This is a genomic window from Micavibrio aeruginosavorus, from assembly GCF_051245535.1.
Lineage (GTDB): Bacteria > Pseudomonadota > Alphaproteobacteria > Micavibrionales > Micavibrionaceae > Micavibrio > Micavibrio aeruginosavorus_D.
This window is the reverse complement of record NZ_CP195303.1, coordinates 921086-942581: the sequence shown is the minus strand read 5'-3', so window position 1 is coordinate 942581 and position 21496 is coordinate 921086. Positions and strand designations below refer to the sequence as shown.

The window sequence follows — 21496 nt, the reverse complement described above, 5'->3', positions numbered from 1 at the left end:
TGAATGAATTTATTTATATCCAAACAGCCCGCGAAAAAAAACGGGCTGTTTGTGTAAGAAATCTGAAAAAGGTATTGAAATCCCGTGGCCGTTCCGATAACTATACGCCCACATTGAATTGCGGGCGTAGTTCAGTTGGTTAGAATGCCTGCCTGTCACGCAGGAGGTCGCGGGTTCAAGTCCCGTCGCTCGCGCCATTCAATGTAAAATAAAGAACCGGCTCTTTTTGGGCCGGTTTTTTTATTATTGCGTCGCGATATGTTGTGGTGCATCATTTCTGTGGCCGTATCCTACGGTCGTCTTCAGAATCTATTTTCATATTTATTCCTCTGTTTGCTTTCCTGAGCCTTCTCGAAAAGGGTTTTGTCATGAACAAAGCATTTTTGCTGTCTTCCGTCGCATGTCTTGTTTTTGGTGGGTCCATCGCAGCGTTGGCGCAGACCACACACAACGTTCCGGCCTTTGCCTCTGCGCCGTGCCGGTATTACCCGGGGCATATTGATGTTGAGGGGAAATACGGGGACCGCAAGATTGGGGAAACCTCAATCTTCCTGCCTGTGGCGTGTTCGCCGGATACGTTGCTTTTTTCCGACATTCGTTTGAAGGCCGATGACCAAAGCAACCGCGAAATCAATCTGGGGCTTGGAACGCGTTTTCTGAAAGAAGACGGGATTCTTGGCGGGTATGTGTATTTTGACCGCAAACGGTCTGGGTTCAGCGAAGAAATGCATTCGCAATTAACCGCCGGGGCGGAATGGCTGGCCGAAGAATGGGAAGTGCGCGCCAATGGTTATGCGCCGTTGACCGATGATGTTCTGGTCGATGCGGGATCGACGGCCAGTGACCCGTATTTATCCGGCACGGGATTGTTTGTTGATACTCAGGCCATGATTATCCGTGAACAGCCGTTGTATGGCGGTGATGTTGAAGCTGGGGTCAAAATTCCCAAAACGGATCTATGGATGCATTTGGGTGGATATAGCTTCAGCGGCGATGATTCACCAACCATGGTCGGTGTGCGGGCGCGGGCGCGGTATGAAATTACCGAGAATGTCGCCTTAACCGCCGAAGGGCAGTATGACGATGAACGGGGCCGGGACGGTTGGGTCGGGGCGCGTTTTACGTTGCCGTTTGGCGGATCGGACAAGGATTTGACCGGGCTGAAGGCGCGCATGACGGCATCGCCTGTGCGTGATGTTGATGTTGTGACATCCAGCAAGGCCGAAGCATCTGGGGCGGTGCAGGCGGTTGCAGTTTTGAACGTCACAACAGGCGTAGCGCAACGGATTATTTACATTGATAACCAGGCTGCGGGTGGCGGTGACGGGTCGATGGAAAATCCGTTTAACAATCTGACCGATGTGCAAGCCGCGTTACAGGACCATGATGTCGTTTATATCCATACCGGTGTTGGATCAAATGGTATGGATACGGGGCTTGCTATCAGCAATGCCGGGGTTCATGTGGTCGGGGCCGGAACGGATTTTGTCTATGACAGCAGCCGTTTTACCGCATCGGGGGTAGGCAATTTGAATAATGCGGTGCTGATTGCCGCGAATGCCGCGCCAACCTTAACCAACGGGGCCGGGGTTGGTATTACTGTAACGGCCAGCGATGTTTCTGTGTCCGGTGTGACGGTTGACGGGGCGACGGGGGCAGGGGTTCTGGTCGACAGTGTTGCGAATTTCACTTTGCACGACTCGACCGTCCAAAACTCCGGCGCACATGGCGTCTTTATTGATGCTGATAACGTGACCGGGGCCTATACATTGACCGATAATCTGTTGACCGGCAATGGAACGGCGGCGGGCAACGATACCATTCGTATTTATACGTCTGGTACATCCGATATTGATTTTAATGTCAGCGGCAACGAAGTCACGGGGAATAATTATCGTGGCATCCACATGGATCTTGCCGGGAATGCGACCGTTGATATCGATGTGCATGACAATGACGTGAATAATAACGTCGGCGATGGTTTCCGCATCGGGAATGCCACAGGCGGGGCCACCAACGTGGTGCTGAACGGGAACATTGAAAATAATAATTTCAGCAACGCGCTGACCGACAATATTATCGAACCGGATATTGATACATCGGGTCTGGTTATTCGTATGGATCAAAACATGACGGCGGGCAGCCTGGCCGATCGGTTGATGATTCATAACAACACGATGTCCGACAATTCGGAAGACGGTTTCGGGTTGTGGGCCTTTGGTGGCACGGTTTATGCGGAACTTTCCGATAACATCATGCAGGATAACCAGGATGATGGCGCCGAAATTCGGGCGCAGAATAACGGGGTTGTCGATGGGTTGATGGACGTCAATATCTATCGCAACACAGCCAGCGGCCATTCCGAAAACGGTATCCAGATCGATGCGCGTGCGGGCTCGGCTCAGAGTTATGCGCACTTCGATGGGAATACAACATACGACAACGCAGGTCGTGGTTTGTATGTGGCCACGCTTGAAGATGCGGGAACCGTGGGGTCTTTGGCTAATCCTGTCGTCATTGAAAATAATATTTCTTACAATAACGGCATTGGCATCGGTGCGGCGGCGGCTGTCGGGAATGGCAGTGAAATTCACACAGTTATTCGCAATAACCAAATCTATGACAATACGACAGACGGTATTTATCTGGAGGCTAGCGGCACAGCGAACAGCCTTGCGGTGACGGTTCAGGGGAATACCATTACCGGGAACGACAGCAACGGTATGGATGTGCGTACGGCCAATACCGGCATTCTGGACCTGGCCGTCGATGACAATGATGTGACAACATCAACGGCGCAGAATTTGTATTTTGATACGCGCAACACATCGACCGCGAATATCATTTTGACATCGAACCGGATCAGCGATGCGGGCGGCGATGGTGTCGAGTTTAATATTCAAGGGGATTCCGCCGTTACGGGATCAATGACGGACAACATCATTGAAGACAATACCGAATACGGCGTCTTCATCACGGCGCGCGATGCCAGTGGGCGGATGGGCACGGTTGGGACGGCCTATACCATGTCTGGCAATACGATCCGCGACAACGATATGTCGAATATGTATGTCCGCACGGCGGCGGGGGTGGCGCCCTTTGTCTATATCAGCATGTTTGACAACATCCTGACCGGATCGGCGCAACGCGGCATCGATATTAATGAGTTCGATAGTACGCTGGGCACCAATAACACGATCGTCGATATGGGCGGCGGCGTGTTTGCCAGCACGGGCGGCAACCAGATTTACGACAATGCCGGAATTAACGTTTACTATAATCCGGATATCGGGGCCTCGGTGCTGAAGGCGGAAAACAACTGGTGGGGACAGGATGCCGACCCATCCACATTTGATGAAGCATCCGACAGCGACGGTGCCAATGAATTTGGCAGCACAGGCGGATCCACGATTGATGCGTCCCCAAGGCTGAGTACAGCGCCGTAGAGAAAATGGTACTGGTCCAGTCGTCCCGAATTATGCAGGAGATTTAATCTCCTGCATTTTTTCTTTCATGCCATCCATGGTCAGTTTGTTCTTGGCCAAACGCAGGCAAAATTGGAATAAGGCCGCAGCCAGAAGGACCTGTATAGCGACGGGAATGGCGTCTGCATATCCGCCGGATTTGTAAGGCGGGGTTAAATCGATAATAGGGCGATAAAAGGCAGGATTTGAGTCTTCAAGAATGAGGGCAGAAAAGACATAGGCGCAGAGGAGGTAGACGATAAGAACAAACCCGTTATAGCGTGTCAGGCCAGGAATAAAGATGGTGTGGAATATAATTATATCCCGGGCGGCAAAAAGCGTGAGAGCCAAAAGCGGCGCTGCAAATAATTGTGCCCCATCATTTGTCATGATGCTGCCTTGCCATACAATCAGAGCCATGAGCAGGATTGTGGCCGCGGTTCCGCTGATGATCCATGGTGGCGTTGATCGGAATGCGGCGGTGTAGTCGCGGCGTTTCAGGGCGTTTGAAAATCGGGAATAGCCGATAAAGTTATTGGAGTAGCTGTATCCACCGATATACGTAACCCCAATCATGGCGGTGCAGGCGAATAACGTGCGGGCAAAACGAATTTGTTCGTCCATCAGGACACGGTCGCGCAGGATAATGTCTACACAGCCTGTGCTGTATATCAGCATGGTGAGCAGAAAAACGATCCAGACCCACGGTATAGTTTTATATTGCAGTTCAATGCGCATGGAGCGGTAAACGGCGACATGAGCCCAGAACAGGAAGAAGAAAAGACTATACAGGAAAAACCACGCGGAATGGATTTCGAAGCCGAACCAGTTGAGGGTAAAGAAAGCTTGTTCAGATGCGCCCGCTAAATATTGGAGCGGGCCGGCTGCGGAGATGCTCAAGCTGCCAAAGGCAAAGGCCGAGGCAACGAAAAAAGCAACGGCGGAAGAGAAAAGAGTGCTGCTTTGTCGAACTTTGTTATTGGGCAACGTCTGTAGCGCCATGATATAGGCACAGAGTTGGCCCAGATAGCCACATAGAATAAACAGGATCGGCCCGCTGAACATTGTTGAGATCGGATCGCTTGTGTCCTTTCCTGGTAGGAATTGGGCACTGAGCAGATAGATAGCCATGCAGATGGCTGTACAAAACCAATAGTAGCTGACGGCCCCAAAGAATTTTCCAAAGCCAAGCGACCACGCATTGAGCGATGACATGAGCTGGAAGTCCCATGTGCGATCTTTCAGTTCATCCCTGAACGCATTCGAGGCGGAGGAAACCGCGCCAATATAGAAAAAGAAGAAAGCGGCCGTCAGACTGATTTTATTGGCTGTTTCTGCAATATCGTCCTCGCCGCGCGCGATCAGATAAATAAAGATCAAAAGCAGGGCGGGAATTGCCAAGGCTTTAAACCACGAAAATTCAATCCATAAATTGCGGTGCAATTCCGGGTTCTTGAATGGGTTTGATGTGAAAATCGGGTTTATCGTCATGATGCGCGGGCCTGATTATTTTTGCGGGTGAGGTCGATGTACTGGTTTTGCAAAGTCTGTTTGTGTTCGTGGAAGGCCAGAACCGGGACGTTGGCAGCGACGAGGGCGGAGAGCAGGTGGGTTTGTTCCGCCGCACCGCCGTTTAGTTCGGCCAGGATGGTGTGGGTCTGTCCATCAACGGTGTTGGCGTTGACGACATTGATCTGGGACCGGATGGTCATCAGGTGCGGATGGGCGTCGTGGCTTTCGAACAGGCGGATGTGAACCATGCGCGTGGGCCGGGATTGATGAATGGCATCATTCAGATGCACGTGGTCCAGCACCTGACCGTTCTTAATGACCAGCATATCGGTGCAGTAATCTTCCAGTTCGGACAGGATGTGTGAAGAGACGATGCAGGTCACGCCCTGATCCCGCAGCGTTCGCAACAGGATCGACAGGCCGTGGCGGGAATCCGGGTCCATGCCCGAACCCGGTTCGTCCAGAACCAGCAGGTCGGGTTTGTGGATGATGGCCATGCCAATGCCAACCCGTTGCCGCCAGCCACGAGAAAGTTGCCGCGCCAGTGTTTTTTCATAAGTTTGAAGACCGAGAAGGGCGATGACTTCATCCACGCGTGCATTTTGTTCGCTGGCCGGGAGCTTGTAAGCGCGGGCCATGTACAGCAGGCAATGGCGGACGGTCAATTTCCCATAAAGTCCAAATGAGTCGGAAATGTAACCAATCCGGCGGCGGGCTTTGCGCGGGTCATCATAAAGATCATCGCCGAAAAGTTTGATGGAGCCGGAGATGGGCGTATCAAGGCCAGTGATGCAGCGAAGGAGTGTAGTTTTACCGGCGCCGTTCGGGCCGACCAGTGCGGTTGTTTGCCCGGCATGAATATCAAAGCTGACATCCTCGAGCGCTTTTTTCAGGCCGTAATCGTAATAAAGGTTTTGAACACTCAGTAACGGCATCAACAATGCTCCAAACTATATGATAATTTAAAGGCCTGAGAATTTTACGCGTAGTGTATGCAGTCTAATACCAAAGGTGGTGGTTGAAAATATTTAAACTGTAAACGGCAAGCGGCCATTAAATGCGAATAATTCTTAATCGCACCGCTTTGCATAAAAAGCCTGCTGGAAACTCTCGATCTGGGGCTTGTGGGGCGGGATTCTGTGGTTTATGAATGGCGCGTAAGTAATCTAACCCTCTGGAATCAGGCGGGAACCATGGCCCCTTCAGACCTTCTTCTGAACTATCTTCCGATCCTTATTTTTATCGTCATTGCGGGCGGCATGTCGGTTGCGATGATCGTGGCATCATTGCTGGCCGGGAAACGCAATCCCGATGTGAACAAGCTCTCCGCTTATGAATGCGGTTTCGATGCGTTCGACGATGCACGGCACAAATTTGATGTGCGGTTTTATCTGGTCGCCATCCTGTTCATCATCTTCGATCTGGAAGTTGCGTTCCTGTTTCCCTGGGCGATTACGCTGGGCGACATTGGCGTTTTCGGGTTCTGGTCCATGGTCACATTCCTCGGAATTCTGACCGTTGGATTCATATATGAATGGAAAAAAGGCGCGTTGGATTGGGAGTAATCAACAATGTCACATGATCGTCACGTCTTTACCGCACTGCCTGCGCCTCTTGAAACCGGATTGGTTATGCCACCCGCCGCGAAGCAGGACGTTGTGCCCGCCGCGATTTCAAAGCATTTGAATGAAAAAGGTTTTCTGCTGACGCAGGCCGATAATCTGTTCGACTGGGCGCGCACCGGGTCTTTGTGGCCGATGACGTTCGGTCTGGCGTGCTGTGCGGTGGAGATGATCCACGCGTATATGAGCCGTTATGACCTCGACCGTTTCGGCATGATTCCGCGCCCATCCCCGCGTCAATCCGACGTGATGATTGTGGCCGGGACGCTGACCAACAAAATGGCTCCGGCGCTGCGCCGTGTGTATGACCAGATGCCGGAACCCCGCTGGGTTGTTTCGATGGGGTCGTGCGCGAACGGTGGTGGGTATTACCATTATTCATACTCCGTCGTGCGCGGATGCGACCGGATCGTTCCGGTTGATATTTACGTGCCGGGATGCCCGCCGACCGCGGAAGCGCTGGTTTACGGGTTGTTACAATTGCAAAAGAAAATCCAGCGTGAAGACACGCGGATCGTTCGATAAGCGTAGAGGAGCGAGAAGATCATGTCCGATGAAGGCGCCCTCGAATCCATCATGGATCTGGCCGAACATATTCACGAAAGCCTGGACCGTGCGGTGATTGAACACACCGTTGAACGCGGCACGCCCGTGTTCACGATCAAGCGTGATCATATTATTCCGGTTCTGCAATTCCTGCGCGATGATATGGAGTGCCAGTTCACGACAATCATCGATATTTGCGGTGTCGATTTCCCGGATCGTCCGGAGCGTTTTGAGGTTGTTTACAACCTGTTGTCCATTACCCAGAACCAGCGCGTGCGCGTCAAACTGAGCGCGGCGGAAGATACGCCGGTGCCGTCCGTTGTCAGCGTGTTCAGCGGTGCAGGCTGGCTGGAGCGTGAAGTGTGGGACATGTATGGCGTGTATTTCACGGGCAACCCGGATTTGCGCCGTATTCTGACCGACTATGGTTTCGAAGGGCACCCGCAGCGTAAAGACTTTCCGCTGACCGGCTATGTTGAGCTGCGTTATGACGAGGAATTGAAGCGCGTGGTGTATGAACCCGTGAAACTGACCCAGGATTTCCGCCGGTTCGATTATACCAGCCCGTGGGAAGGTATGGTCGATGTGCAATTGCCAGGTGATGAAAAAGCGGTGAAGCCGAATTTCGGTTACCGTGATCCGAAGCAGAAATCCGTAGGAGGAGACGCGTAATGGGCTCCATAAAGAACGATAGTGCCGCGCTGGATATTGGCGAAGAAACACAAATCCGCCCGTACACCATGAACTTCGGCCCACAACACCCGGCCGCGCACGGTGTGCTGCGTCTGGTGCTGGAGATGGAAGGCGAAGTTGTTGAGCGCGCCGATCCGCACATTGGTCTGTTGCACCGTGGCACGGAAAAGCTGATTGAATATAAGACGTATATGCAGGCGGTGCCGTATTTCGACCGTCTGGATTATGTGGCCCCGATGAACCAGGAACACGCGTTCGCGCTGGCCACGGAAAAATTACTGGGCATTACGGTTCCGAAACGGGCGCAATATATCCGCGTTCTGTATTGCGAACTGGGTCGCGTTCTGAACCACCTTCTGAACATCACCACTTTTGCGCTGGATATTGGCGCGATTACGCCGGCCCTGTGGGGATTTGAAGAGCGTGAGAAAGGCATGGAGTTCTATGAACGCGTGTGCGGCGCCCGTCTGCACGCGAACTATTTCCGTCCGGGTGGCGTGTCACAAGATCTTCCGGCGGGTTTGCTGGATGACATGATGGATTGGGTTGAAAAATCCGTTCCGGCGGTCATTGATGACCTTGATGACCTGATGACCGGAAACCGTATTTTCAAACAGCGGACCGTGGATATCGGCGTTGTGACGAAGGAAGAAGCGCTGAACTGGGGCTTTACCGGCCCGATGTTGCGCGGATCCGGCGTTGCGTGGGATTTGCGTAAATCACAGCCGTACGAAGTTTACGCCGACATGGATTTCGACATTCCGGTTGGTAAAACGGGCGATTGCTATGCCCGTTATCTGGTTCGCATGGAAGAAATGCGCCAGTCGCTGAAAATCATGAAGCAAGCGATTCAACAAATGCCGGGTGGTCCGGTGAAGGTTGATGATCGCAAGATCGCACCGCCGTCGCGAGGGGAAATGAAATCCTCGATGGAGGCGTTGATCCACCATTTCAAACTTTACACTGAGGGATACCACGTTCCGGCGGGCGAAACTTATGCCGCTGTGGAAGCGCCGAAGGGCGAGTTTGGTGTGTATCTGGTATCCGATGGCAGCAGCCGTCCGTACCGTTGCCGTATTCGTGCGCCGGGATTCCTGCACCTGCAAGGGCTGGATTTCATGAGCCGTGGCCACATGCTGGCCGACGTGGTCGCCAATATCGGCTCCATGGACATCGTGTTCGGGGAGATCGACCGCTAATGCCTTTTATTCATACAATCATTCTGGCGGTATCGGCTGTGATCGGCTTGGCCATTACATGCTTTGTGACGACCCCGGCCCGTGCCGAAATGGGATGGGAAAGCATCGAAGCGTTCTGTGAAGACAGTGAAGGTCGCAATTTCGGTAAGGAAGGGCGCCAGCCCAATGGCCGCATCGCCGATGAAATGGTGATGGCGTTGGCCCCCGGCCGTTATACGGACGAAGAGGGCACGGTTGTTGAATTGACGGATAAGGGCGCGTTTATCATGACCCCGTCGAAACGCTTGAATGTGTTTGGCACCGAAGGCGACGATATCCTGATGGGTAAACGCGTGGCGGGATGCAGCAAGGAACAACTGTCCGAAGCTCTGCGCCGCAACCAGATTGCCGCGCCAACGGGCAAGCCGGAAAAAATTGACGATTTAAAGAAGTAGAAACGAACGGAGTATCGCCGTGAAAAAGCACGTCGACCTGAATGCAGATTATCAGCCGGAGAATTTTACCTTCCGCGACACCGCGCAGGTAGAGGAAATTATCTCCCGTTATCCGGAAGGCCGCCAGCGCAGCGCAACCATGCCGCTGCTGGATCTGGCGCAACGGCAATTGGCCGAAGATGGCGCGAAAGCAACGCCGCCGTTCGGTGGCTGGATTCCGCGCGCCGCGATGGATGAAATTGCCCGCATTCTGGATATGCCGAAAATCAAGGTGTACGAGGTTGCGACCTTCTACTCCATGTACAATCTGGCCCCGGTTGGGAAATATCTGGTGCAGGTTTGCACGACCACGCCGTGCTGGCTGTGCGGTGCAGGCGATATTAAAAAGGCCTGCGAAGATCATCTGGGCATCAAAACCGGCGAAAACACCAAGGACGGCATGTTCACGGTGGTGGAAGTGGAATGTCTGGGCGCGTGCGTGAATGCGCCGATGATCCAGATCAATGATGATTTTTATGAAGATCTGAGCCCGTTGCGCATGAAGGATATTCTGAGCGCACTGAAAGACGGGAAAGATGTTCCGGTTGGATCGCAAACGGGCCGTAAATGCTCCATGTCCGCCGCCGGGCCGACATCGTTGGAAGATCTGGCGAAGAAAGTTGGAGTTGTGTGATGTTGGACGATAAAGACCGTATTTTTACGAACATCTATGGTTGGGAACCCTATTCGCTGGACTACGCGAAAGCGCGTGGCGATTGGGACAACACCAAGGACATTATCGCGAAGGGCCGCGACTGGATCATCGATGAGATGAAAAAATCCGGTCTGCGCGGTCGCGGTGGTGCCGGTTTCCCGACGGGTATGAAATGGTCGTTTATGCCGAAGGAAAACCCGGATGGCCGCCCGAGCTATCTGGTCATCAACGCCGACGAATCCGAACCCGGTACGTGTAAAGACCGCGACATCCTGCGCAACGAACCGCATAAATTGATCGAAGGCGCGTTGATCGCTGGCTTCGCCATGAATGCGCACGCGGCGTACATCTACATTCGCGGTGAATTTTATAACGAAGGCTCCGCTGTCGTTAAGGCGATTAAAGAAGCGTATGCCGCTGGTCTGCTGGGAAAAAACGCGGCGGGGTCCGGTTGGGATTTTGACGTTATTTTGCACCGTGGGGCTGGGGCCTATATTTGCGGTGAAGAAACCGCGTTGCTGAACAGTCTTGAGGGCAAAAAGGGCGAGCCGCGGAACAAACCACCGTTCCCGGCGATGGCGGGTTTGTATTCCTGTCCGACGACGGTGAACAACGTGGAAACCATTGCCGTGGCGCCGACCATTCTGCGCCGTGGTGGTTCATGGTTTGCGGGCATTGGCCGGGATGAGAAAAACACGGGCACGAAATTGTTCTGTGTGTCCGGTCACGTCAACAACCCGTGCAACGTCGAAGAAGCCATGGGCATCACGCTGAAAGAGCTGATCGACAAGCATTGCGGCGGTGTTCGCGGTGGTTGGGACAATCTGTTGGCGGTTATTCCGGGTGGTTCATCCACACCGTTGCTGCCGCGTGACGTGTGCGACACGGTTATTATGGACTTTGACTCCCTGCGGGCGGCGGGCTCCGGCCTTGGCACCGCTGGCGTGATCGTCATGGATAAATCGACGGACATCGTCTACGCCATCGCGCGTCTGGCCGAATTCTACAAGCATGAATCATGCGGCCAATGCACGCCGTGCCGTGAGGGCACGGGCTGGATGTGGCGCGTGATGACCCGCATGGTCAAGGGCAACGCAACGGTTGAGGAAATCGACATGTTGTGGGATGTGACCAAGCAGGTTGAAGGGCACACCATTTGTGCCTTGGGTGATGCGGCGGCTTGGCCGATCCAAGGATTGATCCGCCATTTCCGTCCAGAAATGGAAAAACGCATCATGGAATATCGTAAAATTGCGGCGAGGGCAGCATGAGCAAAGTGACCCCATTACGCCGTGTGAAAAAATCCGGGATCTTGACCGCGATGTGGGTCGAGTTGCCGTATGCCACGCCGGAAGATCAAGCCAAGGCTGACAAGCTGAACAAAGAAATCAATGGATGCGGGTTCCGCACAATGCGCGCGGCCTATGATTGGGGCGTAAAGCTGTTCAACAAGCCGAAGCTGGATAAAATTAAATTTGAAAGCGGCGATCTGGTGAAAGTTTTTAAAACCGTCACCGAAGGCGATGTGCAGTGGGAAGGCACGGTCGATTATGACCGTAGCCAGTATCATCATGGCCTGCAAAAAGGTCTGCAGCCGCGGGAGTGGACGGGCATGTTCCATGCCGCCCTGCCGGCACGGTTGGAGCGCAAGGACGGACGCGTTCTGTTCGGTGCGCTGAATGCGTTTTGTGAAACGGGAACCGAAGGGTTTATCTGGTCCGTCCATGAATATGGCCGCCCCGGGTATGATGGTTTGAATTGTCTGGATGAAGGCGACAAGCTGACCGTTTACAAAAATGTTCGTAACGGTGAGATCGAATGGCAAGGTGTGCTGGATTTCGGACCGGAAAAAGCTGAAAAATTGGGCTGGAGCGAAATTTTGCGCCAGACGCTGCACGTTCCGACCAAGGATTGGTTGCAGATGTCGTGGGATCGCCGCCCGGTGATCGTTGAAGCCCGCAACTGGACACAGCGGATGAGTAAGCAGGAAGCAAAACCATGCCAAAATTAAAGATCAATGACATCGAAGTCGAAGTCGAAAAGGGCACGTCGATCCTTCAGGCCGCTGAAATGCTGGGAATTGAAATTCCGCGTTTCTGCTACCACGACCGCCTGACCGTTCCGGCCAACTGCCGTATGTGTCTGGTCGAGGTTAAAGGCGGACCGCCGAAGCCGCAGGCCTCGTGCGCGCTGGCCTGTGCCGACAACATGGAAGTTTTCACGGAAACCGACATGGTGAAAAAGGCACGCAAGGGCGTGATGGAAATGCTGCTGATCAACCACCCGCTGGATTGCCCGATTTGCGACCAAGGCGGTGAGTGCGATTTGCAGGATCAGGCCGTTGGTTATGGGTATGACCGCTCGCGCTATTACGAAAGCAAACGCGCGGTGAAGGACAAGGATTTCGGCCCGCTGATCAAAACCGTCATGACCCGTTGCATTCAATGCACGCGGTGTGTGCGTTTTGGTGAAGAAATTGGCGGCGTGTCGGAACTGGGCCTGCTGAACCGTGGCGAAGATGTTGAAATCACCACATTCGTTCAGGCGGCGGTGTCCACCGAACTGTCCGGTAACATGATTGATGTGTGCCCGGTTGGCGCGTTGACATCCAAGCCCTATGCGTTCCAAGCCCGTCCGTGGGAATTGAAAAAAACCGAAACCATCGATGTGATGGATGCGGTTGGTGCGAACATTCGCGTGGACAGCCGTGGTACGGAAGTCATGCGTGTTTTGCCGCGTTTGCACGAAGATGTGAACGAAGAATGGATTGATGACCGCACACGCTTTGCCTATGACGGGTTGAAGCGTCAACGTCTGGATCGTCCGTTCGTGCGTGATGAAAACACGGGCCGCCTGCGCGCGGCGGAATGGGACGAGGCGTTTGCAATTCTGGCCCATCGTATGCGGTCCACGAACCCGAGCGCTGTTGCGGCTCTGGCTGGTGATCTGTGCGATCTGGAATCCATGGTCGCGTTAAAAGACCTGATGGGCGTGATTGGCAGCCGTAATCTGGAATGCCGCACCGATGGGGCCGCGTTTGATCCGACGGTGCGTGCGGGTTATGTGTTCAACACCGGCATTACCGGCATTGAACAGGCCGACGCAATCCTGCTGGTGGGAACCAACCCGCGAGCGGAAGCCGCGATGATCAATGCGCGCATTCGCAAGACATGGCGCAAGACCAAGGTGAAGGTTGGCGTGATTGGTGAAAACCATGATCTGTCATACCCGACCACCTATCTGGGGGCCGGGGCCGATACGCTGAAGGACATTGCAGCGGGCAAGGGTGCCTTTGCCGATATTCTGAAAGGTGCCAAACGCCCGATGATTATCGTGGGCATGGGTGCATTCCGCCGGGCCGATGGCTTGGCTGTGCATGCGCTGTGCCGTGATGTGGCCGACATGTGCAACGCGGTGCGTGATGACTGGAACGGTTTCAACGTTCTGCATGTTGCGGCCTCTCGCGTTGGGGCGTTGGATATTGGGTTCGTGGCGGGCAAGGCCTTGCTGGATGTATCCGGCATGGAACTGGTTTACCTGCTGGGTTGTGATGATGCGGTGGTGGTGGATGCCATTCCGCAATCGGCGTTCGTTGTGTATCAGGGTCACCATGGTGATGCCGGTGCCGCCCGTGCCGATATCATTCTGCCGGGGGCTGCCTATACCGAAAAAGACGGCCTGTATGTGAATACAGAGGGCCGTGTGCAGATGGGCCGTGCGGCGGTCTGGCCAGTGGGCGAAGCGCGTGAAGACTGGAAAGTCATTCGTGCCCTGTCCGCATGGATGGACCATCCGTTGCCGTATGATGATTTGGCGGGTTTGCGTTCACGCATCGTGCATGAATGGCCGCATCTGGGTCAGGTGGATACGTTGGCCGGATCACCGTGGCGCAGCTTTGGCGCGTCAGGCATGGTCAATTCCGGTGCTTTCGTTCCGGCGGTGAAGAATTTCTACATCACGAATGTGGTGACGAAGGCTTCGCTGACCATGGCGAAATGCGCGACAACATTTGCCCGCAATGGTTTTGCGGCTGAACAAATCGCGGCGGAGTAAGGCGTAACCAATGACCGGAACCACGAACAACAGACGGATCGTTTTGGTAATGGGGGCCCATGTGGCCGCCATGGCCATGGCCCGTGTGCTGGCCGAACATAATGTCGGTGTGGTTGTTGTGGGTGGAAATACAAATGAAAAGATTCAAGACCGCGATCTTGAATCCATCGTTCTGTCGAGCCCGCATGTTCTGGGGCGTATGCCAGAGATTGAACCGCTGATACTGCCGAAACTCGACACGCCGACTTATACATTCAATCATCACAGCGACCCGGCTTTTCAGGCTCATCGCTCCTTTGATGACCGGATGATCAAGGCCAAACAACCTCACTACGGCGCGCGGATGCACGCCCGTACCTATCCAAAATAAGGGTAAATAAATGCAAATCGACATGCTTGCACTTTGGACGACATACGGACTGCCCGGCGCCATTATGGTGGGTCAGATCCTGTTGATGATCGTGGCGGTGGTTCTGGCCGTGGCGTATTTGACCTATGCGGAACGTAAAGTTCTGGGCGCGATCCAGCGTCGTCAGGGGCCGATGACCGTGGGGCCGTTCGGGTTGCTGCAACCGATTGCCGATGGCGTCAAATTGCTGTCCAAGGAAACCATTATCCCGTCGCAGGCCAACGCCCCGGTGTTCCTGTTGGCGCCGATGCTGTTGTTTACGCTGGCGCTGGTCGCGTGGGCGGTTATTCCGGTGAATTTGAAATGGGTGATTGCCGATATTAACGTCGGCATCCTGTATCTGTTCGCCATTTCGTCGATGGGCGTTTATGGCGTGATCATGGCCGGTTGGGCATCGAACTCGAAATACGCATTTCTGGGCGCCATGCGTTCGGCATCGCAAATGGTGTCGTACGAAGTGTCCATGGGTCTGGTGATCGTCACCGTATTGCTGTGCGTTGGGTCGTTGAACCTGACCGACATTGTGATGGCACCGCGTCCGGTGTGGATGCAGGCCTTGCTGTTCCCGATGTTTATTGTGTTTTTGGTCTCCATTCTGGCCGAAACCAACCGCGCGCCGTTCGACTTGCCGGAAGGTGAATCGGAATTGTCCGGCGGGTTCATGGTTGAATATTCGTCCATGGCGTTCGCGCTGTTCTTCCTGGGTGAATATGCCAACATGATTTTGATGTCGGCCATTACCACCGTTCTGTTCCTCGGGGGCTGGTTGCCGCCGTTCGGAATTTCGGAACTGGCCGTTGTTCCGGGCGTGATCTGGTTCATTGTGAAGGTCTGCGCCGTTCTGTTCTTCTTTATCTGGGCTCGCGGCACATTCCCGCGTTACCGTTACGACCAATTGATGCGCTTGGGCTGGAAAATCTTCCTGCCGTTCAGCCTGATCTGGGTTGTTCTGGTGGCGGGTACGCTGTTGGCTTTCGATGCTTTGCCGTAAGGGGTAATGAGTATGACACTCGATTATATCGCACGCAGTTTCCTGCTGTCTGAAATCGTCAAGGGCATGGCGCTGACGTTCAAATACATGTTCAAGCCCCGGGTGACGATCAACTACCCGTATGAAAAGGGTCCGATTTCCCCGCGCTTCCGCGGCGAACACGCCTTGCGCCGTTACCCGAACGGGGAAGAGCGTTGCATCGCCTGCAAACTGTGCGAAGCGATTTGCCCGGCATTGGCGATTACGATTGAGGCCGAACCGCGCGATGACGGTTCCCGCCGCACAACGCGTTACGATATTGATATGACCAAGTGCATTTATTGCGGCCTGTGCGCCGAAGCGTGCCCGGTCGATGCGATTGTTGAGGGTCCGAATTTCGAATTCGCCACCGAAACGCGCGAAGAATTGTATTACAACAAGGACCGTCTGCTGGCCAACGGCGACCGTTGGGAAGCGCAGATCGCCGCAAACCTGGCGGCGGATGCGCCATACCGTTAAGGGCCAATAAAAGCCCGGCAAATATGAACACCCCGGAAGATTCTTCCGGGGTGTTTTGATTCTGCTGTCATTGAAAATCAAGCTGTTCCAACAATTTTAAAATGGCATGAAAATTGCAACTACCCCGCGACGTGTACAACAATTGCCGAGGTGTGGTTATGGCGGGTATGGATGGAATCAAAGTGAGTTCGCTCACGATGTTCAATTTTGATCTAACAAAATCGCTGACGAAAAAGGCCGATCCCGATTTCATGGCGAAGATCGAAAAGATTAAGGAGCTTGAATACACCAAGCCCAAAAATCTGGAAGATCACCCATCGCAGAAACTGTATGCCGAAGTGGTCGTGGACGGAAAAACCGTGGCCAAATTGTATAATGGCGGATCGGTTGAAACATCGAACGCGGCGTATGGGAAGATTTCAAAACTGGATAGCGTGTTCGATCCGCAAGGATCGGGGCCAGCGTTGGCCCAGCAGCGCGCGGAAGACATTGCCAAGGCCTTGGGTGGCACCGTGGTGATGAGCGAAGATGCGCTGACCCCGGCGCAATGGGCGAAAGTTCCGCCTGTGGAATTTGAAGTTGATTATGCGGCGATGGCCGCCGATGCCGCGCGTGAAAGCGCCGAGGCCCGTGACGGGTCCGCCGAAACTTTGGTCAAAACCCAGATTATTGCGACCCAGCAGAATGAAGGCGCGCCCGAGGAGCCAGAGGAAGAAGAAAATAGTGCGGTGGATGAGTTCCTTGAATTTGCGTCCATGTCCTATGAGGAAAAAGTGCGCGCCATGATCTTGAAAAGTGCCGGCGTGACGGAAGAGGAATTGGCGGCGATGTCACCGGAAGAGCGCGCCAAGATCGAAGAAAAGATTCGTGAAAAGGTCGAGGAGGCCGTTAATAACGGCGAATTTGCCTGATCACACAGGTCGTTGCCAGATGTATATGAAATGTCCTAGGTTACGACCATGGAAGATCATCTGGCCGACCCGATTTATACCCCACCAAACGACCCCGTGGTTATCATCTATCAGGATGATGACCTCTTGGTCGTTGAAAAGCCGAGTGGATTGTTGCACGTCCCCGGAAAAGATCCGCGTTTGTGGGACTGTCTGGATGTGCGGGTTCGAAAATTATTTCCGAAGGCATCGATCATTCATCGCCTTGACCGTGATACGTCCGGTGTTGTCGTGATGGGCTTGAATAAAAAGGCCCATGCCTTTATCGCGGCCCAGTTTGAAAACCGCACAGCGCAGAAAATTTATATCGCCCGTGTCTGGGGGCGGATGGACGGCGAGGGCGGTCATATCAATTTACCGTTGGGCATCGACGTCGATCGCAAGCCGCGCCACCGTGTCGATCACGACAAGGGCCGTTCGGCGCAAACGGATTGGGAGGTGATTGCGCGTGAAGAAAACGCAACGCGCGTGCGGTTATTCCCGCGCACGGGGCGCACGCATCAATTGCGTGTCCATATGCTGGCCATCGGCCATCCTATATTGGGGGATGCGTTTTATGCCGATGGTGATGCGCTGGCCGCAGCGGATCGGTTGCAATTGCACGCCGAACAATTGCGCTTTGTTCATCCATCAACGGGCGAAGAATGTACGTTTATCGCGCCCTGTCCGTTTTGACATCAGGCCATAAAAAACCCGCGAGATTATCGCGGGTTTTTTTAATTCTTACGTGCGTCGCGTATTACTGCGCGTTCTGGAACAACATACCAACCGGCATGTGGTAATACAGGCTCAGCACTTCCGCACCCGGGTTTTCATCGTCCAGGCTCGCGTTAGAGATATGGGACAGGCCAGCGCTGACGCTGGATGCGTTTTCGAATTCATAGCCAACTTCAATCTGGCTGCGGAATTCAATAACGTGGCCCAGATCCTTGCCACCACCATCATTGTACAGGCCAACGGCCAAGCTTGGGGTCAGGAAGAAATTGTTCCCAAAATGATAGTCATAATACAGGCCTGTGCCAACCCAACCGCTGCCGTCCGATGTATATTCAATCCCGGCCATCGGCTTGATCTGCCAGATCAACGGATCGGCCCAGCGATATTCGGCGCGCATATCCATGGCGCCCTCATCGTCAAAAACGTCGAAATAGCCAACCGAGAAGCTGATTTTGTCATAATCACCAGCGTGTGCGGGGGTGCCAATAAAGGCGGTGGTCAGAAATACGCAGAGCGCCATCAGCGGCAAAACGATGTTTTTCACGGTTATTGTCCTAGTGATTTGATTAAAAACAAGAAATTGCATACGCGGGTCTGGTCGCATTCTTCTCCGGCGGCGGAGAAAAATCAATAGAAATATTAGTGGATTTGCACAGATACGGACCTTGCGGTGCGGCGCTGGTCATACTAGAAAGGGGCAACGCCGCCAAACGGGTCCATCTGCTTGGTGCAAAACAAAAAAGTGCTGTTTGATACATCATGATTCAAGCCATCGCCTTCTATCTTTTCGCCGCTGTTCTGGTCCTAAGCGCCATCATGGTTATTACGGCCCGCAACCCCGTGCATTCGGTTCTGTTCCTGATCCTCGCGTTCTTTAACGCGGCGGGATTGTTCATCTTACTCGGGGCCGAATTTATCGCCATGATTTTGGTGATCGTTTATGTCGGGGCGGTCGCGGTTTTGTTCCTGTTTGTCGTGATGATGCTGGATATCAGCTTCGCCGATCTGCGCAAGGGCGCGATGCAGTATGTTCCGCTGGGCTTGTTGCTCGGCATCGTTCTGCTGACCGAACTGGTGATGATGTATACGGCGTGGGGCGCGGCACCGCAGGCCAACCATGCCAACCCGTTTGATAAAGCAGGCGACATCACAAACTCCGAAGCTTTGGGGCAGATCCTCTATACCAACTACGTCATGGTCTTCCAGATGTCGGGTCTGGTTCTGCTGGTCGCTATGATCGGGGCCATTGTTCTGACGCACCGTGTTCGTCCGGGCGTCCGCAAACAGAAAATTGCGGACCAGAATGCGCGGACCGTCGACGACGCGATGGAAATTGTAAAAGTAACACCGGGTACGGGGGTTTAAGCCATGATGATGGAAACATTATTGAATATTGGTTTGGTCCATTACCTGACACTGGCGGCGATTTTGTTCACGTTGGGCGTGTTCGGGATTTTCCTGAACCGTAAAAACGTGATCGTTATCCTGATGTCGATTGAATTGATGCTGTTGGCGGTCAACGTCAACTTCGTCGCGTTTTCATCCATGATGAATGATCTGGCGGGACAGGTTTTTGCCATGTTCATCCTGACCGTTGCCGCGGCGGAAGCCGCCATCGGTCTGGCCATTCTGGTCGTGTTCTTCCGCAACCGCGGCACCATCGCGGTTGAGGACATCTCTACGCTTAAGGGCTAAAAGCAAATGGAACTGATTGCCGTTTTTGCGCCGCTTCTGGGGTTCGTTATCGCCTTTCTGTTCGGGAAACAGATCGGTGACAAGGGGGCGCAGTTTGTAACCTGCACCGGTTTGATCATGGCGGCTGTTGCGTCATGTTCCTTGTTCTACAGCGTGATTATTCAATCACAACCCCATGTGGTCAGCCTTGAAAACTGGATCACCGTGGGTGATTTCACGGTTGATTGGGCGTTGCGGTTTGACCAATTGTCCGTGGTGATGATGTGCGTCATCAACATCGTTTCGGCCTGCGTCCACGTTTATTCCGTTGGGTATATGAGCCATGATCCGTGCAAGGCGCGGTTTATGGCGTATCTGTCCCTGTTTACCTTCGCGATGTTGATGCTGGTCAGCGCCGATAACATGGTCCAATTGTTCTTCGGTTGGGAAGGGGTCGGTCTGGCGTCTTACCTGTTGATCGGGTTCTGGAACCATAAACATTCCGCCAATGCGGCGGCTGTGAAGGCGTTTGTGGTCAACCGTGTTGGCGATTTTGGTCTGGCTCTGGGTATTTTCACCATCTTCATGGTCTTTGGCACGGTGCAGTTCCAAGCTGTCTTCGATCAGGCCGCCCAGCACAAGGACACGATGTTCAACTTCCTCGGCTATGAGGTTCATGCCCTGACGCTGGCGTGCCTGCTGCTCTTTATGGGCGCGGTTGGTAAATCGGCGCAGTTGGGTCTGCACACATGGCTGCCGGATGCGATGGAGGGCCCGACGCCTGTATCCGCCCTGATCCACGCGGCGACGATGGTGACGGCGGGCGTGTTCCTGGTGTCCCGATTCTCGCCCGTGTTCGAATATGCGCCGACCGCGTTGATGGTTGTTTGCATCTTCGGTGCGGTGACGGCTCTGGTCGCGGCCACCATTGGCCTGACGCAGTTTGATATTAAACGTGTCATCGCTTATTCGACGATGAGCCAATTGGGTTACATGTTCTTTGCCTTGGGCGTTTCGGCGTATCCGGCGGCCATGTTCCATTTGACGACGCACGCGTTCTTCAAGGCTTTGCTGTTCTTGGGCGCGGGTTCGGTGATCCATGCCATGTCCGACGAACAGGACATGCGCAAAATGGGCGGTATCTGGCACCTGATTCCCTCGACCTACATCCTGATGTGGGTGGGGTCGTTGGCGCTGGCGGGTATGCCGTTCTTTGCCGGGTATTATTCCAAGGACATGATTTTGGAAACGGCCTTCGCCGACCATACATGGTTCGGAACGATGGCGTATTGGTTCGGGATCGTGGCGGCGTTGCTGACCGCGTTCTATAGCTGGCGTTTGATTCTGATGACCTTCCACGGCAAACCGCGCGCGGATGAAAAGGTTATGGCGCACGTCCATGAATCACCGTTGATTATGCTGTTGCCGCTGACGGTTCTGGCTGCTGGTGCGATTTTGGCGGGTTCCGTATTTTATGGCGGATTCGTTGGTTCACCGAATGCGGCAGGTCATGCGAATGACATTCTGAACATGACCGGGTTGGTCAATGTTTGGGACAAGATGCATTTCTGGGGCAGCTCGATCTTCGTTCTGCCGGAAAATGACACGGTTGAGGCCGCACACCATGTGCCGACGTGGGTCAAGGTTCTGCCGATCTTCGTGGCCAGCGCCGGGATTATTCTGGCCTACATCTTCTACATGTTTGCGCCGAAAATGCCGTCGATCATGGTGAAGGTGTTCAAGCCGATCCACGCGTTGTTCTTCAACAAATGGTGGTTTGATGAACTTTATGACCGCGTCTTCACGCGCAATGCGTTCCGTTTGGGCCGATTCTTCTGGCAAACCGGTGATAAGAAAATTATCGATGGTTGCGGGCCGGATGGTGTGGCCAGCATGTATGCGCGTTTCGCAGGCGTGATGAGCCGCTTCCAGACAGGATATGTCTTCCAATACGCATTCGTGATGATGATCGGACTGATCGGCCTGGTGTCGTGGTTCGTCTTCCGCGCGACAATGGGACAGTAAAGACCCGGATAAAGG

21 protein-coding genes and 1 tRNA gene are annotated in these 21496 nt (G+C 53.8%); 19 read left to right on the top strand and 3 right to left on the bottom strand.

Translation table 11 applies throughout. The annotated features are described in order from the left end of the window. Nucleotides 1–120 precede the first annotated feature (120 nt). Nucleotides 121–197, top strand: a tRNA-Asp gene (locus ACSC94_RS04595). A 171-nt stretch (nt 198–368) separates the two neighbouring features. After that, on the top strand, nt 369–3446 hold the full coding sequence (locus ACSC94_RS04590; RefSeq protein WP_435641874.1) for a right-handed parallel beta-helix repeat-containing protein: 3078 nt from the start codon (nt 369–371) through the stop codon (nt 3444–3446). A 30-nt stretch (nt 3447–3476) separates the two neighbouring features. On the opposite strand, the gene ACSC94_RS04585 is transcribed toward ACSC94_RS04590, so the two are convergent. Both ACSC94_RS04585 and ACSC94_RS04580 read right to left on the bottom strand, forming a co-directional pair. Then, nucleotides 3477–4955 (bottom strand): hypothetical protein, encoded by a 1479-nt coding sequence (locus ACSC94_RS04585; protein ID WP_435641873.1) that lies wholly within the window; start codon nt 4953–4955, stop codon nt 3477–3479. Beyond that, a complete protein-coding gene (locus ACSC94_RS04580; RefSeq protein WP_435641872.1) occupies nt 4952–5911 on the bottom strand; it encodes an ABC transporter ATP-binding protein in 960 nt (319 codons plus the stop codon). Before ACSC94_RS04580 ends, ACSC94_RS04585 begins: the two co-directional genes overlap by 4 nt. 258 nt (nt 5912–6169) lie before the next feature. Between ACSC94_RS04580 and ACSC94_RS04575 the strand changes: the two genes are divergently transcribed. From ACSC94_RS04575 to ACSC94_RS04510, 14 genes are all read left to right on the top strand, one after another. Further along, nucleotides 6170–6541 (top strand): NADH-quinone oxidoreductase subunit A, encoded by a 372-nt coding sequence (locus ACSC94_RS04575; protein WP_435641871.1) that lies wholly within the window; start codon nt 6170–6172, stop codon nt 6539–6541. Nucleotides 6542–6547: 6 nt separating this feature from the next. After that, on the top strand, nt 6548–7123 hold the full coding sequence (locus ACSC94_RS04570; protein WP_435641870.1) for a NuoB/complex I 20 kDa subunit family protein: 576 nt from the start codon (nt 6548–6550) through the stop codon (nt 7121–7123). Between the two features lie 21 nt (nt 7124–7144). Beyond that, nucleotides 7145–7816 (top strand): NADH-quinone oxidoreductase subunit C, encoded by a 672-nt coding sequence (locus ACSC94_RS04565; protein ID WP_435641869.1) that lies wholly within the window; start codon nt 7145–7147, stop codon nt 7814–7816. Beyond that, nucleotides 7816–9036, top strand: coding sequence for an NADH-quinone oxidoreductase subunit D (locus ACSC94_RS04560; RefSeq protein WP_435641868.1), 1221 nt, complete (start codon nt 7816–7818; stop codon nt 9034–9036). Before ACSC94_RS04565 ends, ACSC94_RS04560 begins: the two co-directional genes overlap by 1 nt. After that, nucleotides 9036–9470 (top strand): hypothetical protein, encoded by a 435-nt coding sequence (locus ACSC94_RS04555; protein WP_435641867.1) that lies wholly within the window; start codon nt 9036–9038, stop codon nt 9468–9470. Before ACSC94_RS04560 ends, ACSC94_RS04555 begins: the two co-directional genes overlap by 1 nt. A gap of 19 nt (nt 9471–9489) precedes the next feature. Continuing rightward, a complete protein-coding gene (gene nuoE, locus ACSC94_RS04550; RefSeq protein ID WP_435641866.1) occupies nt 9490–10143 on the top strand; it encodes an NADH-quinone oxidoreductase subunit NuoE in 654 nt (217 codons plus the stop codon). Next, the gene (nuoF, locus tag ACSC94_RS04545; RefSeq protein ID WP_435641865.1) at nt 10143–11435 is read left to right on the top strand and encodes an NADH-quinone oxidoreductase subunit NuoF; all 1293 of its coding nucleotides are present in this window, start codon (nt 10143–10145) and stop codon (nt 11433–11435) included. Before nuoE ends, nuoF begins: the two co-directional genes overlap by 1 nt. Then, the gene (locus ACSC94_RS04540; protein WP_435641864.1) at nt 11432–12175 is read left to right on the top strand and encodes a hypothetical protein; all 744 of its coding nucleotides are present in this window, start codon (nt 11432–11434) and stop codon (nt 12173–12175) included. Before nuoF ends, ACSC94_RS04540 begins: the two co-directional genes overlap by 4 nt. After that, a complete protein-coding gene (gene nuoG / locus ACSC94_RS04535; RefSeq protein WP_435641863.1) occupies nt 12163–14217 on the top strand; it encodes an NADH-quinone oxidoreductase subunit NuoG in 2055 nt (684 codons plus the stop codon). Before ACSC94_RS04540 ends, nuoG begins: the two co-directional genes overlap by 13 nt. Before the next feature lie 10 nt (nt 14218–14227). Beyond that, the gene (locus ACSC94_RS04530; RefSeq protein ID WP_435641862.1) at nt 14228–14587 is read left to right on the top strand and encodes a hypothetical protein; all 360 of its coding nucleotides are present in this window, start codon (nt 14228–14230) and stop codon (nt 14585–14587) included. Between the two features lie 22 nt (nt 14588–14609). Continuing rightward, complete coding sequence (gene nuoH / locus ACSC94_RS04525) at nt 14610–15617, top strand: NADH-quinone oxidoreductase subunit NuoH (protein WP_435642152.1); 1008 nt, start codon at nt 14610–14612, stop codon at nt 15615–15617. 12 nt (nt 15618–15629) lie between these two features. Next, complete coding sequence (gene nuoI / locus ACSC94_RS04520; protein WP_014102905.1) at nt 15630–16115, top strand: NADH-quinone oxidoreductase subunit NuoI; 486 nt, start codon at nt 15630–15632, stop codon at nt 16113–16115. Between the two features lie 182 nt (nt 16116–16297). Next, nucleotides 16298–17026: a hypothetical protein gene (locus ACSC94_RS04515; RefSeq protein ID WP_435641861.1), complete on the top strand. Its 729-nt coding sequence runs from the start codon at nt 16298–16300 to the stop codon at nt 17024–17026. Nucleotides 17027–17074: 48 nt separating this feature from the next. Then, complete coding sequence (locus ACSC94_RS04510) at nt 17075–17740, top strand: RluA family pseudouridine synthase (protein WP_435641860.1); 666 nt, start codon at nt 17075–17077, stop codon at nt 17738–17740. Nucleotides 17741–17804: 64 nt separating this feature from the next. On the opposite strand, the gene ACSC94_RS04505 is transcribed toward ACSC94_RS04510, so the two are convergent. After that, nucleotides 17805–18326, bottom strand: coding sequence for an acyloxyacyl hydrolase (locus tag ACSC94_RS04505; protein WP_435641859.1), 522 nt, complete (start codon nt 18324–18326; stop codon nt 17805–17807). Nucleotides 18327–18541: 215 nt separating this feature from the next. Here ACSC94_RS04505 and ACSC94_RS04500 point away from each other — a divergent pair, with 215 nt between their 5' ends. Genes ACSC94_RS04500 through nuoL form a run of 3 tightly spaced genes read left to right on the top strand, consistent with a single transcriptional unit; the run spans nt 18542 to nt 21481 of the window. Beyond that, entirely contained in the window at nt 18542–19147 is a 606-nt protein-coding gene (locus ACSC94_RS04500; protein ID WP_435641858.1) for an NADH-quinone oxidoreductase subunit J, read from the top strand. Between the two features lie 21 nt (nt 19148–19168). Further along, nucleotides 19169–19477, top strand: coding sequence for an NADH-quinone oxidoreductase subunit NuoK (gene nuoK / locus ACSC94_RS04495; protein WP_435642151.1), 309 nt, complete (start codon nt 19169–19171; stop codon nt 19475–19477). Nucleotides 19478–19483: 6 nt separating this feature from the next. Continuing rightward, a complete protein-coding gene (gene nuoL, locus ACSC94_RS04490) occupies nt 19484–21481 on the top strand; it encodes an NADH-quinone oxidoreductase subunit L (RefSeq protein ID WP_435641857.1) in 1998 nt (665 codons plus the stop codon). Nucleotides 21482–21496: the final 15 nt, after the last annotated feature.

Bases quoted from the DNA above. Each gene is read 5' to 3' on its own strand.
- ACSC94_RS04570 (WP_435641870.1), top strand. From the start codon at position 6,548: ATGTCACATGATCGTCACGTCTTTACCGCACTGCCTGCGCCTCTTGAA.
- ACSC94_RS04510 (WP_435641860.1), top strand. From the start codon at position 17,075: ATGGAAGATCATCTGGCCGACCCGATTTATACCCCACCAAACGACCCC.
- nuoH (WP_435642152.1), top strand. From the start codon at position 14,610: ATGCTTGCACTTTGGACGACATACGGACTGCCCGGCGCCATTATGGTG.
- ACSC94_RS04500 (WP_435641858.1), top strand. From the start codon at position 18,542: ATGATTCAAGCCATCGCCTTCTATCTTTTCGCCGCTGTTCTGGTCCTA.
- ACSC94_RS04530 (WP_435641862.1), top strand. From the start codon at position 14,228: ATGACCGGAACCACGAACAACAGACGGATCGTTTTGGTAATGGGGGCC.
- nuoF (WP_435641865.1), top strand. From the start codon at position 10,143: ATGTTGGACGATAAAGACCGTATTTTTACGAACATCTATGGTTGGGAA.
- nuoI (WP_014102905.1), top strand. From the start codon at position 15,630: ATGACACTCGATTATATCGCACGCAGTTTCCTGCTGTCTGAAATCGTC.
- ACSC94_RS04580 (WP_435641872.1), bottom strand. From the start codon at position 5,911: ATGCCGTTACTGAGTGTTCAAAACCTTTATTACGATTACGGCCTGAAA.
- nuoG (WP_435641863.1), top strand. From the start codon at position 12,163: ATGCCAAAATTAAAGATCAATGACATCGAAGTCGAAGTCGAAAAGGGC.
- nuoL (WP_435641857.1), top strand. From the start codon at position 19,484: ATGGAACTGATTGCCGTTTTTGCGCCGCTTCTGGGGTTCGTTATCGCC.
- ACSC94_RS04585 (WP_435641873.1), bottom strand. From the start codon at position 4,955: ATGACGATAAACCCGATTTTCACATCAAACCCATTCAAGAACCCGGAA.
- ACSC94_RS04575 (WP_435641871.1), top strand. From the start codon at position 6,170: ATGGCCCCTTCAGACCTTCTTCTGAACTATCTTCCGATCCTTATTTTT.
- ACSC94_RS04555 (WP_435641867.1), top strand. From the start codon at position 9,036: ATGCCTTTTATTCATACAATCATTCTGGCGGTATCGGCTGTGATCGGC.
- ACSC94_RS04565 (WP_435641869.1), top strand. From the start codon at position 7,145: ATGTCCGATGAAGGCGCCCTCGAATCCATCATGGATCTGGCCGAACAT.
- ACSC94_RS04590 (WP_435641874.1), top strand. From the start codon at position 369: ATGAACAAAGCATTTTTGCTGTCTTCCGTCGCATGTCTTGTTTTTGGT.
- ACSC94_RS04540 (WP_435641864.1), top strand. From the start codon at position 11,432: ATGAGCAAAGTGACCCCATTACGCCGTGTGAAAAAATCCGGGATCTTG.
- ACSC94_RS04560 (WP_435641868.1), top strand. From the start codon at position 7,816: ATGGGCTCCATAAAGAACGATAGTGCCGCGCTGGATATTGGCGAAGAA.